General features: G+C 58.1%; 13 protein-coding genes. 10 read left to right on the top strand and 3 right to left on the bottom strand.

The window, feature by feature from the left end; translation table 11 throughout:
• Window positions 1-251: 251 nt before the first annotated feature.
• The 4 genes from radC to BLQ12_RS10890 all read left to right on the top strand — a co-directional run bounded on the left by radC (window position 252) and on the right by BLQ12_RS10890 (window position 4,296).
• Window positions 252-980, top strand: a complete 729-nt coding sequence (gene radC, locus BLQ12_RS10905) for a RadC family protein (protein ID WP_092210688.1) — start codon at window positions 252-254, stop codon at window positions 978-980.
• Window positions 981-994: 14 nt separating this feature from the next.
• Window positions 995-1,267 (top strand): hypothetical protein, encoded by a 273-nt coding sequence (locus tag BLQ12_RS10900; protein WP_175469655.1) that lies wholly within the window; start codon window positions 995-997, stop codon window positions 1,265-1,267.
• Between the two features lie 184 nt (window positions 1,268-1,451).
• Window positions 1,452-2,630, top strand: a complete 1,179-nt coding sequence (locus BLQ12_RS10895) for a phosphoglycerate kinase (RefSeq protein ID WP_092210687.1) — start codon at window positions 1,452-1,454, stop codon at window positions 2,628-2,630.
• A 604-nt stretch (window positions 2,631-3,234) separates the two neighbouring features.
• The gene (locus tag BLQ12_RS10890; RefSeq protein WP_092210686.1) at window positions 3,235-4,296 is read left to right on the top strand and encodes a hypothetical protein; all 1,062 of its coding nucleotides are present in this window, start codon (window positions 3,235-3,237) and stop codon (window positions 4,294-4,296) included.
• A 103-nt stretch (window positions 4,297-4,399) separates the two neighbouring features.
• On the opposite strand, the gene BLQ12_RS10885 is transcribed toward BLQ12_RS10890, so the two are convergent.
• Entirely contained in the window at window positions 4,400-4,855 is a 456-nt protein-coding gene (locus BLQ12_RS10885) for an N-acetyltransferase (protein ID WP_092210685.1), read from the bottom strand.
• Between the two features lie 536 nt (window positions 4,856-5,391).
• On the opposite strand from BLQ12_RS10885, the gene BLQ12_RS10880 reads away from it, so the two are divergent.
• The 4 genes from BLQ12_RS10880 (at window position 5,392) to BLQ12_RS10865 (ending at window position 12,092) form a co-directional block, all read left to right on the top strand.
• Window positions 5,392-7,158: a 4Fe-4S dicluster domain-containing protein gene (locus BLQ12_RS10880; protein ID WP_175469654.1), complete on the top strand. Its 1,767-nt coding sequence runs from the start codon at window positions 5,392-5,394 to the stop codon at window positions 7,156-7,158.
• Between the two features lie 4 nt (window positions 7,159-7,162).
• Complete coding sequence (locus tag BLQ12_RS10875; protein ID WP_092210683.1) at window positions 7,163-8,068, top strand: CoB--CoM heterodisulfide reductase iron-sulfur subunit B family protein; 906 nt, start codon at window positions 7,163-7,165, stop codon at window positions 8,066-8,068.
• A gap of 393 nt (window positions 8,069-8,461) precedes the next feature.
• Window positions 8,462-11,248 (top strand): hybrid sensor histidine kinase/response regulator, encoded by a 2,787-nt coding sequence (locus BLQ12_RS10870; RefSeq protein ID WP_092210682.1) that lies wholly within the window; start codon window positions 8,462-8,464, stop codon window positions 11,246-11,248.
• Between the two features lie 550 nt (window positions 11,249-11,798).
• Window positions 11,799-12,092, top strand: a complete 294-nt coding sequence (locus BLQ12_RS10865) for a hypothetical protein (RefSeq protein ID WP_092210681.1) — start codon at window positions 11,799-11,801, stop codon at window positions 12,090-12,092.
• A 399-nt stretch (window positions 12,093-12,491) separates the two neighbouring features.
• Here the strand turns inward: BLQ12_RS10865 and BLQ12_RS10860 are convergent, their stop codons facing one another.
• Together BLQ12_RS10860 and BLQ12_RS10855 are read right to left on the bottom strand one after the other, a co-directional pair.
• Window positions 12,492-12,998: a DUF1841 family protein gene (locus BLQ12_RS10860; RefSeq protein ID WP_092210680.1), complete on the bottom strand. Its 507-nt coding sequence runs from the start codon at window positions 12,996-12,998 to the stop codon at window positions 12,492-12,494.
• 204 nt (window positions 12,999-13,202) lie between these two features.
• Entirely contained in the window at window positions 13,203-14,606 is a 1,404-nt protein-coding gene (locus BLQ12_RS10855; RefSeq protein ID WP_092210679.1) for a sigma-54 interaction domain-containing protein, read from the bottom strand.
• An 814-nt stretch (window positions 14,607-15,420) separates the two neighbouring features.
• Here BLQ12_RS10855 and BLQ12_RS10850 point away from each other — a divergent pair.
• Both BLQ12_RS10850 and BLQ12_RS10845 read left to right on the top strand, forming a co-directional pair.
• On the top strand, window positions 15,421-16,707 hold the full coding sequence (locus BLQ12_RS10850; protein ID WP_092210678.1) for a thiolase family protein: 1,287 nt from the start codon (window positions 15,421-15,423) through the stop codon (window positions 16,705-16,707).
• Between the two features lie 230 nt (window positions 16,708-16,937).
• Window positions 16,938-17,783, top strand: a complete 846-nt coding sequence (locus BLQ12_RS10845) for a 3-hydroxybutyryl-CoA dehydrogenase (RefSeq protein WP_217640290.1) — start codon at window positions 16,938-16,940, stop codon at window positions 17,781-17,783.
• Window positions 17,784-17,798 lie beyond the last annotated feature (15 nt).

Here is a 17,798-nt window from a genome sequence, read left to right as displayed (position 1 = left end):
TTTATCAAACTTTTCGAAAGTTTGACCCCCGGCAGGGCCGCCGGAGGCATAAGCTGAATAGTTACGTGAACATTTGACAAACAGGCTGTGCCTGGGGTTGCGGAATCCTTCGCGACTCATCTCACCCCGAGGAACGAGGGGTGAGATGAGTTGCATTCTGGGGTCCAGGGGATCATCCCCTGGCCGCCGGAGGCATTGTTTTTTTAAGCACTTTAACCATGGAAGGCACTCTTTCTACAGGAGGGTTTCAGATGGTGACAGGGGGGGCGGATGACCGGCGGGGGCATCGGCGGAGATTGCGGGAGCGCTTTCTTGCAGGTGGCCTGGAGGGGTTTCACGACTACGAGGTGGTGGAATTGCTCCTGACCCTGGCCACGCCCCAGAGGGATTGCAAGGGGCCCGCCAAGGCGGCCCTGGAGCGGTTCGGGTCCCTTCAGGCGGTGTTTGAGGCCGAGGACAGGGAACTCATGGAGATCTCGGGCATCGGGCCCACCAATCTCTTCGGCCTGCGCCTTATCAAGGAGGTGGCCGGTCGCTACCTGGAAGAGCGGATGGTCAGTCAGCCCCGGATCCTCAACTCCCGGGAGCTCATGGATTTTCTGACCCTGAAGATCGGTCACCGGAGGCGGGAGTGCTTTTTCGCGGTCTACCTCAACGCCAAAAACCGGGTGGTGGCGTCGGAGGTTCTCTTTGAAGGGAGCCTGACTTCCAGCGCGGTCTACCCGCGGGAGGTGGTCAGCTCAGCCCTGGCCCACAAGGCGGCGGCGGTGATCTTTGCCCACAATCACCCCTCCGGGGAGTCGGATCCGTCCGGCGAGGATATCCGGGTGACCAAAAAGCTGGTGAGCGCCCTGCGGGTCATGGGCATTACGGTCCATGAGCACCTGGTGATCGGTGCCGCCGGCCATTACAGTTTTGCCGAACACGGCTACATTGACCGCTTCGTCCGAGAGGCCGAGGCGGTGGCCTCCGGGCCCTAAAGGAGTTGCCTGCTGTGACAGATGAACCTAAAAAACCGGTGTGCTACGGTGTGATTGACGAGGTCTTTCCCATGGGCGGGGACGGCTTGCGCCACTCCCCCGGGCGATGCATGGCCTGTCCCCACAAAACCCCGTGCCTAAGGACTGCCCTTTCCACCGATCCCGAGGCGGATAACGTTCGGGAAGAGCGCGTAGACAGGGCCTATGCCGCGGGAAACCTCTCGTTTCTGGCGCGTTGGTCGAAGAAAAAATCCCTGGCCGGCAAAGGGAAAAAACGAGGCGCGTAAGTTTTTGTTCAATTATTCAGCTTGTTGTTGCAACCGGCGGACCTGCCGGAGGCATTTTTTATCGCACTTTAGTATTCGACGTTTTAGATGTCGCAACAAGGGCCTGCGGGTGGGGGCCGTATCATCCTTTCAGGGCACCCCTGGTTGCGACGCCACGACTCATATTTTTTAAGGAACCGTTAAGATGAAGACAATCAAGGAACTGGACATTACTGGAAAGCGGGTCTTTATCCGTGTGGACTTCAACGTGCCCATGGATGCCGGGCAGAACATCACCGATGACATCCGTGTGCGCACCTCCCTGCCCACCATTGCCTACGCCGTGGAGCAGGGGGCCAAGGTGATCCTTGCCTCCCACCTCGGGCGTCCCAAGGGAAAGCGCGTCCCTGAGATGAGCCTTGCCCCGGTGGCAAAGCACCTGTCCGGCCTCCTGGGCCGGGAGGTCGCCATGGCGCCCGACTGCGTGGGCGACGAGGTGGCGTCCATGGTGGGGGCCATGAAGGGCGGTGAGGTTCTGCTTCTGGAAAACCTTCGCTACTACGATGAAGAGCAGGCCAACGACGCGGCCTTTGCCGCCAAGCTGGCCGGTCTCTGCGATGTGTATGTCAACAACGCCTTCGCCGTCTCCCACAGGGTCCATGCCTCGGTGGCGGCCATCACCGAGCAGGTGGCGGAAAAGGGTGCAGGGCTTCTCCTGGAAAAAGAGATCGCCTTTTACAACAAAGCCATGGAGGCTCCGGTACGCCCCCTGGTGGCGATTATCGGCGGTGCCAAGATTTCCAGCAAGCTGGGAGCCCTTACCAACATGCTCAATGTGGTGGACAAGGTCATCATCGGCGGGGCCATGGCCAACACCTTCCTCAAGGCCCAGGGGCTCTCCGTGGGCAACTCCCTGGTGGAGGACGAGATGCTTGAGAGCGCCCGTGCCGTCATCACCACCTGCCGGGAGAAGGGCATTCCCCTGTACCTGCCGGAGGACGGCCTCGTGGCCAGAGAGTTCAGCGCCGATGCCGATTTTGAGGCGGTTTCGGTCAACGCCATTCCCGAGGGCACCATGATGCTGGATATCGGTCCTGAAACCACGTCCACCTATGCCCAGGTGGTGGCCCAGGCCAAGACCATTGTGTGGAACGGCCCCATGGGTGCCTTTGAGATGGCGCCCTTTAGCAAGGGGACCCTTGGGCTCGTGGCCGCCGTTGCCGAGGCCGATGCCCTGACCGTGGTGGGTGGGGGCGATACCGACGTGGCCCTTCACATGGCGGGGGCTGAAGAGAAAGTTTCCTACGTCTCCACCGGGGGCGGTGCCTTTCTGACCCTGATGGAGGGCAAGCCCCTGCCCGGTGTAACCTACCTCGGGGCCTGATAAGTGGCATTTTGTTCCGCCTGCGTTTCGCTGAAAAACATCAATTTTAAGCGATAATGCTCAAAAATAAACGGTCCCGGAGCTTCCTCATCGGAGCCGGGGCCGTTTTTGTTGGGTGCAACGGTATCTAAAACACGTTGAAATAGCAGCTTATACATTCAATTCTATACGCAATCCAGTTGACCCTCCCCAGGAAACATGGTACAAGATGTTGTGATGTGTCCAGCCATGAACCGCTAAAACTTCGGATCACAGGACTTGCTCCTGCATTTCAAGGAACGAGAGAGCGCATTTGGTACCTGCGGGGGCTTCCCTACACAGAAAGAAATCAGCAGGTTAGGGCACGGAAGAGCTGGTGTGCCGCGTGGGGCCTGTGGCCTTTACGCACCCGCGAAACCTTCTTTTTTCCGGGCTCTTTTTCTGCCGTGTTGACAAGTCGCTGACAACACCACTGCCACCTTTTTTTTGCGTCCGGAGACATGTCCGTTGATGTTTGCCCGGAGACGAGGCGTTCCGGACACCACGCTATCGCGGATCACTACATGAACGATGCCCGCCTTGAGACGAGACAGGGGCGGGCGATATACCTTTGACGGGGGGTCCTTTGGGATACTGGGGCTACAGGGAAGAGCTCAGCCGCGCCCACAAATTGAGGCGCGTCTATTATGAAGTGCTGCGGGACGATCTCGATGAGTTTGTCCTGCAATACGGCTTGGTGGAGTCGTACGATAATTTTAAAAAAAACAACATGGAATACCCCTTTGTCGAGCGGCGTGAGTTGAAACCAAGGGCACGTATCCCCGGCCAGGAGTATGAGGAGCACAACGCCTTTCTCATTATCTTTATAGAGGACACCATTCCCGCGTCCTTTAAAAAGTACATCCGTTTTTTCGACGTCAACAAGACGGTGAAGAGCAACCTCATCGCCTCGGGTGTCCTGGACCTTTCCGCCGAGTTTGACCGCGGGTGGAAGTATCTGGACTCCATTGAGTTCAGCGGGTTCCTGCGCAAAATGCTTCCGGTGGATTATGCCCTTCTTATCCAGAGGGACCCGGTCTCCCGTGCCACGGATCGCTACGCCCTTTCCCATTACCACGTGCGCATCGACTGGCCCATCGCCGAGGCCGCCGAAGAGATGGGCAAAGACCTGCGATATATCATCAAAGACCTGTATGAGCGCGGAGACAAATGCGCCGAGGATATCCAGAAGAAGTTCTTTGAGATGTACGGCCTGCCCATCATGGCCGGAGGCAGGCGCACGGCGGCCAGTGTGGCGGCCCAATATCTCCAGCGCCTCAACTCCATCTCAACGGTCTATGTCTCCAGCAGCGAGTCGCGCTCTGTTCTGCGATTTTCCGAACGGGGTATATCAAGGTACATCCTGGTGCGGTTTACCCTTCAGGAGATGCTTGATGTGTCCGAGGAGAACTCCATGAATCTGGAGACCTTCACCAGCAATTATGTCATCGATTACGAGGAGAAGGACGGGGTCTGCATCCTTCGGGTGGATTACGACCATACCCCGCCGGCAAGGCCTCCGCAGGATGGAAAGATTCGTGCCATCAAGGCGGACAGTGCCTGGACCACCATCACCAACCAGCTGATCATGCCCAAGCCCGGGGTGTGGAAATACCCGCTTCTCAGGGTGAATGTGGTGTATACCTGATTTCTGGTTCTCCGCGCATCCCTTGACCAAACATAAAACGCCCCGCTGACATCCTGTCGGCGGGGCGTTTTTTTTAGGCTGAATGGCTGTTTTCGTTGCTTTATCAGACCAGGTGCCGTCGCATGGCGATTTCATCGCAGTCGGGGAATTTTACGCAGGTGATGCAGTCGCTCCATATTTTCAGCGGGAGTTCCGACCGGTCGATGACGCCAAACCCCATTTTTTCAAAGAACCCGGGCCGGTAGGTGAGGGTGAAAATATCCTTGATGCCAAAGGCCACCGCCTCGTCCAGGGCGCTCTGGGCCAGCATTTTGCCGATGCCCTTTCCGGTGTGGTCGGGGTGCACGGCAAGGGACCGTACCTCGGCAAGGTCTTCCCAGCAGAACTGCAGGGCCCCGCATCCGATGATGCCTCCTTCCGGCTCTTCGTATACGAAAAAATCCCTCACATGATCGTAGAGTTCGCTCAAAGGGCGGGAGAGAAGTTCGCCGCGGTTTCCGTATTCCGAGAGGAGGGCGTGAATCTGTTTGATGTCCTGAATGGTGGCTTTTCGTATCATGGGTGTTGATATCCAAGGATAATAAAGGTGGTGCGCTGGTCCTTTTTTTTCGGGGCGCGAAAATTAAGGCGGTGGGGAAGGGGGCCATGTCATGGGACAACCCCCGGGGTCGGTCCGCTTCAGCGGCGTGGTTTCATGGCCCTGGGGGGCGTCGAAGACGCGGGCCCGGGTCCCATTCGCCCCGGGTCTGACGTTTGCAACAGGTTGAATGTATAACCGAAGGGGGCGCCAAAGGCAATACCCTTGGCGGCTCTGAATCCTCCAAAAGCAAGAGAACGGTGGCGAGGTCCTTTTTTAGAGACTGTAGGAGGGCCACCTCTCTCGTTCTGAGAGAGTCTGATTGGGTGTAACATGTAGTTAATACAACGCTTGTGTGGGTGGTGGCTTCGGTGGCACCATGTTTGCAATATGCCCTCTTTGATGGCTTTTTCCCGGCAGCTTCATGGGCTTATTTTTTCATCCCATGGCTGTGGATGATGCGCGGAGGCCCTGAGCCCCCTTTCTGCGAGGCGACCCACAGACGAAGAGGACGCGTTATGGACACACTGATTCTTTATCTCTCCCTGGCCCTTTTCACCCTGGGATGCATGCACCGGGTCTCGGCCTGGTTCACCCGTGACGTCTGGTACCTCTCCCGGTCGGGCTCCGGCGGGGTGGAGCCCCTTGCGCGCCTGAAGGTGTTTGCCAAAGGGGCCATGGGCCTTGGCAGGGGCCGGGTCCTCGTACAGGTGGCATGGCAGTGCCTTGCGCACGGGGTGATGCAGGTGCAGGTTTTAAAGAGCAATCGTTTTCGCTGGTTCATGCACATGCTTATCTTTGCCGGGTTCATGGGGCTGACCCTCATGCACGCCTTTGAAGAGACCATCAGCGAGCGTTTTTTTCCGGACTACTACGCCACGGTGAACCCCTATTTTTTTCTGCGGGATGCCTTCGGGCTCCTTGTGCTGGCCGGCCTTGCCATGGCGGTGGCACGCCGGGTGATGATGCGTCGCAAGGGGCTCTTTTCAAACGGCATGGACTATGGGGCCATCGGGATACTTGCGGTGATTGTCCTTTCCGGGATGTTTCTTGAGGCGGTGAAGATCTCGTCCCACACCGTGTTTGAAAACATGGTGGATGAGTTCGGCATGATAGAGGATGAAAAGGACGTGGCCGCCCTTGAAGCCTACTGGGGCCATGAGTTTGGTGTGGCGATTCCCGGGGCAGGAAAGGTCCTGGATCCGTCTTTGCTGGAGCAGGGCCAGGCCATTCACGAAGAGAGCTGCATGTCCTGCCATGCCGACTCCAGGTGGGCGGTGGCCGGTTATCCCCTGGCCACGGGCCTGGGCACGGAGACCGCCCTTCGCCTGGACCGGGCCGGTGCGGTGACCTTTTTCTGGTGGGTACACTACGTAAGCTGTTTTCTTTTTCTGGCCTGGCTCCCCTACGGAAAGATGTTCCACATGTTCTCCACCCCCATGGGCCTCATCGTGAACTCGGTGACTGGGAAAAAAGGGGGCAAGGAAGCCCTTGCCATCCGGCGCTCTCTGGCCCTGGATGCCTGCACCCGATGCGGCACCTGCAGCCAGTACTGCTCGGTTCGTCCGGCCTATGAGATCACCGGAAATCCCCTGGTGCTTCCATCGGAGAAATTGTCTTTTTTTAAGAGCCGGGCCGGGCAAAAGGAGCTCTCAGGGGACGATTTTTTCCGGGCACGGCAGGGGGTCACCCTCTGCACCGACTGCGGCAACTGCGCAAGGGTCTGTACCGCAGGGATTGACCTGCGCAACCTCTGGCAGCACATGAAAGGGGACCTTCTGCAGTCGGGCAAGAGCGACCCCATGTTTTTGTCACCCCTTGCCTTCGGAAGTTGCCTGGAGGGGGACGGGGTGGACAGCGACCAGCTTGCACCGGCCATGAAGCGGCTCTCCGGACGGTTCGACGATCTGTCCGATCCTTCCCGGGTGATTCATGTGGGGCAGGAACCGGTCACCCAGCCCTTTGCCTCCTTCGGCATCGACGCCTGTTTTCAGTGCGGGGGCTGTTCCAGTGTCTGCCCCGTGGCCGAGGCCGTGGACGATCCGCAGCAGAGCCTGGGGCTTCTGCCGCACCAGGTGGTGCAGGCCCTGAAGCTCGGTGAGGTGGAGATGGCCGAAGGGGCACCGATGCTCTGGAACTGCCTGACCTGTTATGTGTGCCAGGAGTCGTGTCCCCAGGGTGTCCTTGTGACAGATCTATTTTATGAATTGAAGAACAGGGCCTACCGACGAACCGGAGAGGGCCGCAGACTTGCGTCGGGCCATCGCACGGGCTCAGGGAGATAATACCATGGGATATGTACTTTTTTCGGGATGCACCATTCCCTCGCGGCTTCCGGGCTATCGGGATGCCACCATGGCAGTTCTGGATGCTTTTGGGGTGGATCACGTGGACGGGGACGGGTTTAACTGCTGCGGGTACCCGTTGCGAAATACCGACCGGGAGATTTACCTTTTGTCGTCGGCCAGGAACCTGGCCCTGGCAGAGAAGGCGGGGCGCGATATCCTGGTGATGTGCAAGTGCTGCTACGGCAGCTTCAAGCACGCCCAGAACGCCTTGAACCAGGATCTTCAACTTCGGGACGAGGTCAACGCCATCCTCAGGCGGGAGGGGCTTGTCTACCGGGGCGTGGTGCGCGTGACCCATATCCTTTCGTTTCTGAGGCACGGGGTGGGCCTTGCTGCGATCCGGCAGCGCGCGGTAAGCCCCCATGCCGGGGTACGGGCCGGGGTCCAGTACGGCTGCCACATGCTGAGGCCAAGCAATATAAACGAGATCAATGAAACCGGCGTGCCGGCATTTTTTGACCTGCTCCTGTCCGCAATCGGCATGGAGAGCCTCGACTACAGCCGTAAATTCGACTGCTGCGGGGCACCCCTTAACGGGATCAACTCGGTTCTCTCCAAAAAGATGACCGTTGCCAAGCTCCGGGCAATCCGGGAGGCAGGGGGCTCTCTGGTGGTCACGGGGTGTCCCTATTGTCACCTCCAGTTTGCAGGGGTCGTGGAGGACGGCGACGGGCTTCCCCGCCCGGTTGTCTACCCCCAGCTGCTGGGGCTTGCCATGGGATTGCCCGTGGAAACACTGGGGATCGGACCTGCCGAGGCCGAGGTCCTGGGGCTTACCCGGGTGGTGAACTGCGCTACCATGGGGCTTTCGCAGCCAGTGCATGCCGGGCAGCACCCCGGCAGGTGATGACGGAGGCTGCCCGCAAGGCGGGGGCCCCTTCCGTGGCCTCCGGGGACCACCGGCGTGGTCGATCTTTCTTGAAATAACCCTTCTCATATGCCATACATTTTTAAGTAAGCTTCCTTTTATCAGCGCCCGCGGGGAGGGCGGATCCCATTGGGGTCTGCGTGCCGACCCATCCCCTGTGAACGCGCCTTGCTGCCATATGGTAGAATTGCGGGCGCCTCAGCGATTCTTTTTTTTTAAAGTGGGTTCCTCGTTTGTTCTGTTCGACGGTGTGGCGTTAGTGGGTTGTTTGTGGTGACCAATGTTCATGGATCGGTGCCTTCGCACGCTTTTGTGAAATGGATTATTCTTTTCGGTTCCGGGGCAACCCGGGATTCACCCAACAGTGGCTGCATGAAATTAAATCCCATTACACTCACATTTTCCGGCGAGGACGCCCAGCTTGAAGAGGCGTACCTGGCAAGGGACCACGAGAAGTACATCTGGCAGGTTCGCATCGTTCTGGTCCTTGCCGCCATCTTTTATATCCTCTTCGGATTGATGGACGTGGTGCAGGTTCCCGAGCACCTGGGAACCTTTCTCATGATCCGGTTTGCCTTCTTCCTGCCGGTGGTGGTGCTGGTTCTTTTTGTCTCCTTTACCCGGCTCTTTGCCCGAATCCTTCAACCGATGCTGGTGGTGGTACTTATGACAGGAGGGCTGGGAATCATCATGATGCTCAGCCTGGCGCCGTCACCCGTGGGGTACACCTACTTTCCCGGCCTGATCCTTGTCTTCATGTTCGGTTACGGCTTCGGTCGGGTCAAGTTCCTCTGGGCCAGCCTCTCCGGATGGTCCCTTGTGGGGATTTACACGGTGTCGGCCCTTTTTTTCTCGGATGTTCCTGTAAAGGTCGTGGTGAACAACAACTTTTTTTTTGTCACCGCCAACTTTGTGGGGATGGCCTCCTGCTACATGTTTGAGTATTTCAACCGCAAGAATTTCTGCATCTCCTGCCAGCTTGAAAACGAGCGGTGGAAAGCGCGTCAGGCCAACCTGGAGCTGGAGCATCGGGTCCAGGAGCGAACCGCCCAGCTTGCCACCATCAACAAGAACCTTCGTGCCGAAATCGAAGAACGGAAAAAAGTGGCCCGGGAGCTCCGGGAGATCCACGGTGAGCTGGAACTCCGGGTGGATGCCAGGACCCGTGAGCTGGTTCGCATGAACGACGAATTGTCCCATGCCAAGGAGGCGGCGGATCAGTCGGCCCGGGTCAAGACCGAGTTCCTTGCCAACATGAGCCACGAAATTCGAACCCCCATGAACGCCATCATCGGCATGAGCGACCTGGCCCTGAACGAAGAGATCACCCGGGACCAGCGGCGGGAATACCTGGACATCATCCGCACCTCGGCCCGGTCCCTTCTGGGGATTATCAATGACATCCTGGACCTGTCCAAGATCGAGGCGGGCAAGCTGGACCTTGAAGAGACCCCCTTTGACATCGGCAGCCTTGTTGAGAATATCTCCGCAATGTTTTTCGATCAGATCAACGAAAAGGGCCTTGAGTTTATTATTGATATCGGCGAAGGCATGCCCGAGCGCCTGGTGGGGGACCCCTTGCGGCTTCAGCAGGTCCTGGTGAACCTGACCAGCAATGCGGTGAAGTTCACCGACGAAGGGGAGATTACCCTTCGCATCGCCGTGACCGAGGAGAGCGAGGAGCAGGTGACCCTGGAGTTTGAGGTGGCCGACACGGGCATCGGCCTGGATTCCGAGACCAGCACAGGGCTCTTCGATGCCTTTGCCCAGGCAGACGGCTCTACCACCCGAAAATACGGGGGGACGGGCCTGGGGCTTACCATCTGCAAGCGCATCGTGGACATGATGGGAGGGGGCATCAAGGTTTCCAGTGCCCCGGCTGAAGGGAGCACCTTTACCTTTACGGCCCCCATGGCAAGGGACACCACCGTGCCTGCGGCCGTTGCCTACGACATGCCGACCCACCTGCAGGATGTGCAGGTCCTGGTGGCCGAAGGCAACGTGACCTTAAAAGGGGTGCTGGAGCGGATGCTGGGCTCCTTCGGCTTCGGGGTGACCAGCTGTGAGAACGGGGCGGACACCCTTTCGTTCCTGGCGGGCCCGCACAGCATCGACCTGCTCATCGTGGACATGAACCTGCCGGACATGGACGGGGTGGCGCTGGCAACAAAGCTGGAGGGCCAGAAAGGAAACAGGCGCCCCCGGGTGATTTTGCTGGATGCCTTCAGCGCCGGGGGGAATCTCTACGACACACGAAATTCCGGCATCGACCGGGTGGTGACCAAGCCCCTTCGTCCCTCCACGCTGTTTGATGCCATCATGGAGACCTTCGGGGAGGCCGTGGTGTCCCGCAACATCTCTTTTCCGGATTCATCGGGGCTGGCCGGTCATTACGGGGGCGTGGAAGGGTCCACGGTCCTGCTGGTGGAGGACAACCGCATCAATCAGATGGTGGCCACCGAGATCCTCACCTTTTCGGGGATCCGGGTGGAGATCGCTGAAAACGGCCTTGAGGCCATCGAGCGGGTGAAGGAGAAAACGTACGACGCCGTTCTCATGGACATGCAGATGCCGCAACTCGACGGCATGGAGGCCACGCGGATTATCCGCAACGAGCTCAAGTTCACCCGGGTGCCCATCATCGCCATGACCGCCCACGCCATGGAAGGGGATCGGGAGGCATGCCTGGACGCGGGTATGGATGATTACATTCCCAAGCCCATTGACCGGGAGCGGTTAATGGAGGTTCTCTCCCGGCACATGAACGGCGCCGCGGAAGATGTGGTGCGGGAAATCCCGCAGCCCTACTCCCCCAAAGCCCCCGAGGAGCTGCCGGCCCTGAATGTCAACGAAGGGGTCGAACGCATCGGCGGCAGCCACGAGATCTACCGCTCCATTGTGGAAAAGTTCGTGGATCTTTACACCGATCGCCTGGTGGAGATCCGTGCCATGGTCAACACCGGGGATTTTTCCCGGGCCGCCCACGAAGTGCATGCCATCAAGGGGGCCTCGTCGAATATTTCGGCCACCTGTCTTTTTACCATGGCACGGGAACTTGAGTTCGTGCTGAAAACGGGCCACGAAGCCGAGGCCCTGGAGGGGGTGGACGCCCTGGAAGAGGCGTTTATAGGGGTCCGGGACGCGGTGGCAGGGCTCTGATGGCCCATGAAGCCAACCGGCTGAGGGACATCTGCCTGGGGCAGGTGCAATATACTGAAAAAGATGGAAGAAACTTTTGGTGCTTCTGTGGGGGTATGGTATACTTTCACCCATGGAGGCAGGTGTGCGACAGGACAGAAACCTCCCCATCTCTATGGGTTTGATCCCGCCTGATTGTTCTCGTTACATGTGACGGTTTTCTTTCGACTATGCTTTTCCGGTAGGTTCCCCATGATGATCCCATGACTCTGCGTGTGTGTTTTTCTCATGCGCTCCCTTCATGATGTCGCACCCCATGCGACTTCCCATGCACGTCGAACACGGCGGGGACCCTTACGCCCACTCGGGATAAGGTGACCACGGTGGATGATGCGACGGATGAAAAATCCCTGCATTCGACCCGTTATGCATGGAGCACTGGTGTGATGGACACGATCTGCAGTATAAGCCCGGCCCGCCGAGGTAGCGGGCGAAGATGGTCCCCATTGACGGTGACTTCTCTTGCTGTCCGGTATGCCTGCCTTTTATTTGAGGAGGACGGAGGTGTTGTATGAACGTCTTTATGGATGAACGGCACAACAAACGCATGCACATTCCCGGAACGATTCAGTACTCCAGACCCCCCGCAGGAGACTGCATGGACGCCGATCTGCTGGATTGCACGGACAAGGGGCTCTGCTTTCGGAGCAATTGCCCCTACCTTCCGGAAACCCCCCTTGTGATCCGATCAACCAATCGGAAGGATCCCCAATGGCAGCATGCAAAAGTCGTGTGGAGCAGGCCCATGAGCCAGACCACACGGGAAAATCCCGCATACAGCGTGGGGGTGATTTTCACCAGCTGAGTTGTTCGGCTTTATTGTATCAAGGGGCGGGGAGGCCTTAAAGGGGAGACAGGCCCCATGCCTCCACAGACATTGCGGAAGATCGCGGCGTGTGATTCCGGGTCCATCGGCCTGTCATCCCTTCGGGGGGTGGCAGGCCGATGGCGTTGACCCGGATCGTTCATGGGAAAACGGCCTGGCACAATAAAAGCCGCCGACGGCAAGGTGGGCCACCTTGAAAACGGTTACGAATGCGCTTTGCCCCCTCGTTTCTCGGGTCAAATCACATCCGTCTTTGGGGTGGTGTGCATTTGAATTATGTATTAACGCTTTTCAATCGTTTAGCCCCCGGAAGGGCGCCGGAGGCATAAGCTGACCCGTTACCGGTTTTCTAACCCCCTTTCGAGGGGGCCGGGTGGGTCACTCCACGGTCTGGTGAAATTCCCTGTTCAGGTCCGTGTGGATTTTTTCAGGGGTTTTGGTTTTGTATTTTTTCAGCAGGCGGCTGTATTTTTCCATGTCCGGTTCGCCGCCCCGGTTTCTGCCTTCCAGGATCAAAGGGAAAAAGACGGCACACAAAAGGTGCTGGATGGCGTGGTCGTCCAGTCCTTGTTTTTTCATGGCGTTGGTAAAGGCGATGATCTCGATGGGAGCTTTGCGGGCCACCTGGGCCTCCACCAGGCCGTGGAGGAGGATGTGAAGGTAGGGGTTCACGCCCTGGCCCGGTTGATAATCATGGGTTTCGGGGTGTGCCACCCCGTCCACTTCCTTTGCAAACATCGCGTCGTGGTTTTGGATGATGCCCGCATAAAAACGCTCCATGCCGGAGAGTTCTCCCGTTTTTTGATCCTTGACCTTTTTCCAGAGGGTGGACAGTTCGTCCCGTGTGAGCTGGAATTCGTCGGTACCTGCCTGTGTTGTCTCCATCTGTCACCTCATTGCCGGGGCCGGATTAATGGCTGTTTTAGACCGAATGTAAAAAAACAGGCTACCTTGTTTTTTTAATCGGTGTCAACCGGGTTGTCGCTTCCGGCCGAGGCCTGCTTCCAAAACAGAAACGCCCCTCCGGCAGGAACCGGAAGGGCGTTATCCATGGATGGGCAAGGGGCATGCCACCCCGAGTCGTCGGAGTTATGCGCTCTTGGCGCTGATGCCGTACTTGTCTATTTTTTTGTAGAGAAGGGTGCGGTGGATGCCGAGGCGTCGGGCTGCCTTGGCCTTGTTGAAGCTCTCCTCCTGGAGGGTGGCGGAGATGATGTTTTTTTCCGCATCGTTTAAGGCCTCTTTAAGGGAGGAGTGACGCAGGGTCTCTTTGCGCTCGCTGAACTGCTGCATGCAGAAAGGGAGGTCGTCCTCGGTGAGGGCGCTGCCTGCCATGGAGGCCACGGCTCGTTCCAGGCAGTTGGAGAGTTCGCGCACGTTGCCCGGCCAGGTGTACCCGGAGAGGAGCTCTTCCGCGTCCGGGGAGAGGCTGACCCCGTGGAGCCCTTCCTTGTCGGCGATGAGGCCAAGGAGGTGGCGGCTGAGAAGGGGGATGTCCTCCCGGCGTTTGCGCAAAGCGGGCAGGTGCAGGTGGATGACGTTGATGCGGTAGTAGAGATCGCTTCGGAAGCTCCCTTCGCTCACCATTTGGGCGAGGTTGCGGTTGGTGGCGGCGATGAGGCGAAAGTCCGACCGGATCACCCGGGTCCCCCCGACACGTTCGAACTCTTTTTCTTCCAGCACCCGCAGCAGCTTGGGCTGCATCTCAAGGGGCAACTCGCCGATCTCGTCCAAGAAAATAGTACCCCGGTGGGCCATTTCGAATTTACCGGGCTTTCCGTCGTTGCGGGCGCCGGTAAAGGCCCCCTTCTCATAGCCGAAGAGTTCGGACTCCATGAGTTCCCGGGGAATGGCCGCGCAGTTGATCCGGATAAAGGGGTGGACGCTTCGCCGGCTTTCATGGTGGATGGCCTGGGCAAAGATCTCCTTGCCCGTTCCGCTCTCACCGGTGATAAGCACCGGAAAGCTGTTGGAGGTGGCGGTGAGGGCCTCTTTTTTGATGCGGTGCATGGGCTTGCTCTCCCCCACGATGCTGTCAAAGGAGTAGCGGGTGGAGCGCAGGTGGCGAAGTTCCTGTTCGTAGTGCTTCACCTTGGACTCCAGAAGGGAGTATTTGCGGGCGAGGCTGGCGATCTGGCGGATGTCCTCAAAAATGACCTGCCCCACGGCGGCCACCACCTTGCCCCCTTGTTTAACGGGAATGCGCCGGGCCAGGACCTGCTGGTTGTTGATGGTCTGCACCTGGTTCATCTCGGCTTTGCCGGTCTGGGCGACGATATGCAGGCGGGAGTCCCCCAGGATCTTGGTGCAGTGGGTTCCGATGATGGCACCGTAGGAGACGTCCAGAAAATCCAGGTAGGGTTTGTTGATGTCGATGATGTAGCCGTCCGGATCCACCACCACGGTGGCACCGTATGTGTAGTCGAAAATCAGCTGGTAGTGGTCGATCTCTTCCTGGAGCTCTTCAATGATTCGGTCGTTATCGCGTTGCATAGGCCTTTCAAACCTTATGGGGATCGTTTGCCGATCCCATCTGTATCTGTTTTACGACACTTTTGGGTGTATCATTGATGCTATATGTCGCATTTTTGATACAGTGTAAAGCTCTTTTTCCTGCGCTGGCGTGTCGGCAGGGGGTAACTGTCCGGCATCGCATCCTTTTCGGGGCATATTCCATGGCCCGGTAGGGGTGGGTGTCCCGGATAACATGGGACGGCTTTTTTCGAAGAATCATCGGGTTTTACCACAGGACGGAGCAGGATACCACAGGAATTCGCTGAATTTTCGGGTGGATCGGTATTCCGGTGGGGATCGCCTAAAGGTATCAGGGGGTTGTCATGGTTGCTACGGGCGTGTTGAGGGGGTGATTTTGCGTATTCTATGATAAATCGCGTTAAGTAATTGATAACACAACCGTGGGGTGGCTGGTGGCCTGATGTGGCACAACAATTGCTTTGACCACAGGACTGTAATGCACGTGTGCCGGCCGGGGGGTTACCCCGAAGGTACCCGACGCGGAGGAGCTGCTCCAGGGTCGGTTTTCAGGTCAGGCACACGGGCCGTTCGGGTCGCTTCGGAGCGTCCCGGGCAAATATCCGCCCCCGGCCCGTAAGGGGCCGCGCGGAGATCAGGCATAGAATCATTCGTACACGGTGATGTGCTCTGATGCTTTTGATTTCCGGACTCCCACGTGCCGGCAGAAGCGAAAGGGCGCATGCGTCACATCAGGTGGCACCCCGGTGCGAATCCAGCGATGGGCTCCCAGACGAAGAGGTCGGGAGGCCATGTAAAGGAGTGAGTGAGATTTATGAAAAACGCAGTCATTGTTTGTGGAGCGCGTTCTGCCGTAGGGACCTTCGGTGCCGGACTCAAGAGTGTCAAGGTTGCCGATCTGGGTGCCGCGGTCATGAAAGACCTGTTTAAAAAAGCGGGCCTTCGCCCGGTCGCCAGTGACGAGATGAAAGCCTGCTGCCCCGATGCGCTGAAGGACCAGGGGCTCACCGAGCTGGAGGCCAAAGGGTGTGACTGGGACGAGGGTGCCATCCCCGTACCGGTTGACGAGGTGATCATGGGCAACGTGCTTCAGGCTGCCCAGGGCCAGAACCCCGCACGCCAGGCCATGATTCGCGCCGGATTTCCCAAGGAGATCCCCACCTTTTCCCTGAACAAGGTGTGCGGCTCAGGTCTGAAAGCCATTGCCCTTGCGGCCGAGTCCATCATGTGCGGCAACGCCGATGTGGTCATGGCCGGCGGCATGGAATCCATGAGCAACGCGCCCCTGGCACTTCCCAAGGCACGCTGGGGACACCGCATGGAGCTTACCGGTGTCGGCGAAGTGACCGACCTGATGGTCTTTGACGGTCTGTATGAGATCTTCTACGGCTATCACATGGGCATTACTGCAGAAAATATTGTGGAGAAATACGGCATCACCCGTAAGGAACAGGATGAGCTGGCTCTCCTCTCCCATAACCGTGCACGCAAAGCCATCAAAGACGGCTTGTTCAAAGACGAGATCACCGACATCGTGATCAAGTCCCGCAAGGGCGATACCATCTTCAACGTGGATGAACGACCCATGGAGACGTCCATGGAGATTCTCTCCAAGATGCGTCCCGCCTTTAAAAAAGACGGCACGGTCACCGCAGGCAACGCCTCGGGGATCAACGACGGCGCGGCTGCCGTCCTCGTGATGAGCGAGGAGAAAGCCAAAGAACTGGGGCTCACCCCCATCGTCAAAATCAAGGGTTTTGCCTCAGGCGGCCTCGACCCGGCATACATGGGCTTAGGTCCCATTCCTGCCGTACGAAAGGTCCTGGGCCGTCTGGATATGGGCATTGCCGATATTGACATGATTGAACTCAACGAAGCGTTTGCTTCCCAGGCCATCGCCTGCATGAGAGAGCTGAACATTCCCATTGAAAAGCCCAACCAGGTGGGCAGCGGGATCTCTCTCGGGCACCCCATCGGGTGCACCGGCGCACGCCAGATGGTCACCGGTATGAACATGATGAAAAGAGACGGCCTGTCAACGGGCCTGATCTCCATGTGCATCGGTGGCGGCATGGGCATGGCCATGGTGATTGAATCATAAGTCATACGTTCGTGTTGGATGCCGGGAGTGTTGACGCAGGCACAACCGGTTAACCGGCAGGAGAAGCTTGGCCCCCTGCTCTGTGCGATCAGGTGTGTTTGCCTGATCGTACGGGTGGGGGCCACAGCCCTTCGAACATGTGATCTGACCCGGACAGTTCGCACTGAAACATCGCAGTCGGTGGTTCAATTTCCGGTGACACGTTTATTCAATTTGAATTGGGTGAGATTATGAAAATTATGGTAATAGGCGCCGGCACCATGGGCGCAGAAATTGCTCAGGCGTTTGCACAGAAAAATTTTGACGTGATTTTACGAGACATCAACGAAGAGGCCGTCGCCAAAGGGCTTGCAGGCATGACCAAGCGCCTTGATCGCCTGGTGTCCAAGGGCAAGATCGAAGCCGCCTTCAAAGATGAGGTGCTCTCCCATGTGAAGGGCTCCGTGGACATTGCCGACGCCGCCTCCTGCGGGCTCATCGTGGAAGCCGCCGTGGAGAACATGAAGATCAAAAAGGCGATCTTCCAGGAGCTGGACGGGATCTGCCCCGCAGAGACCATCTTCGCCACCAACACCTCGTCGCTCTCCATCACGGAGGTGGCCTCGGCCACGGGACGGCCCGACAAGGTGATCGGGATGCATTTTTTCAATCCCGCCACCATCATGAAGCTGGTGGAGATCATCCGGGGGATGACCACCTCCGATGAGACCTATGCCACCATCAAAGAGGTGACGGAAAAGATCGGCAAGACCCCTGTGGAAGTGGCGGAAGCCCCGGGTTTTGTTGTGAACCGTATCCTGATCCCCATGATCAACGAGGCCATCGGGATCTATGCCGAGGGCGTGGCGTCCGTTGAAGACATCGACAGCGCCATGAAGCTCGGTGCCAACCACCCCATGGGGCCCCTGGCCCTGGGTGACCTCATCGGCCTGGACGTCTGCCTTGCCATCATGGACGTGCTGACCGAAGAGACCGGCGATCCCAAATACCGTGCCCACACCCTTCTCAAGAAGTATGTGCGCGCGGGCTGGTTGGGTCGCAAAAGCGGGCGCGGCTTTTACGACTACAGCAAGTAGCAGCAGGGCATAGGC

Origin of the sequence: Desulfoluna spongiiphila (assembly GCF_900101345.1) — a bacterium.
In the GTDB taxonomy this organism is placed as follows: domain Bacteria; phylum Desulfobacterota; class Desulfobacteria; order Desulfobacterales; family Desulfolunaceae; genus Desulfoluna; species Desulfoluna spongiiphila.
The sequence above is the reverse complement of the archived record's forward strand: the minus strand, read 5'-3'. Positions and strand labels throughout refer to the sequence as shown.

Bases quoted from the DNA above. Each gene is read 5' to 3' on its own strand.
- radC (WP_092210688.1), top strand. From the start codon at position 252: ATGGTGACAGGGGGGGCGGATGACCGGCGGGGGCATCGGCGGAGATTG.
- BLQ12_RS10895 (WP_092210687.1), top strand. From the start codon at position 1,452: ATGAAGACAATCAAGGAACTGGACATTACTGGAAAGCGGGTCTTTATC.
- BLQ12_RS10885 (WP_092210685.1), bottom strand. From the start codon at position 4,855: ATGATACGAAAAGCCACCATTCAGGACATCAAACAGATTCACGCCCTC.
- BLQ12_RS10880 (WP_175469654.1), top strand. From the start codon at position 5,392: ATGGACACACTGATTCTTTATCTCTCCCTGGCCCTTTTCACCCTGGGA.
- BLQ12_RS10875 (WP_092210683.1), top strand. From the start codon at position 7,163: ATGGGATATGTACTTTTTTCGGGATGCACCATTCCCTCGCGGCTTCCG.
- BLQ12_RS10870 (WP_092210682.1), top strand. From the start codon at position 8,462: ATGAAATTAAATCCCATTACACTCACATTTTCCGGCGAGGACGCCCAG.
- BLQ12_RS10865 (WP_092210681.1), top strand. From the start codon at position 11,799: ATGAACGTCTTTATGGATGAACGGCACAACAAACGCATGCACATTCCC.
- BLQ12_RS10860 (WP_092210680.1), bottom strand. From the start codon at position 12,998: ATGGAGACAACACAGGCAGGTACCGACGAATTCCAGCTCACACGGGAC.
- BLQ12_RS10855 (WP_092210679.1), bottom strand. From the start codon at position 14,606: ATGCAACGCGATAACGACCGAATCATTGAAGAGCTCCAGGAAGAGATC.
- BLQ12_RS10850 (WP_092210678.1), top strand. From the start codon at position 15,421: ATGAAAAACGCAGTCATTGTTTGTGGAGCGCGTTCTGCCGTAGGGACC.
- BLQ12_RS10845 (WP_217640290.1), top strand. From the start codon at position 16,938: ATGAAAATTATGGTAATAGGCGCCGGCACCATGGGCGCAGAAATTGCT.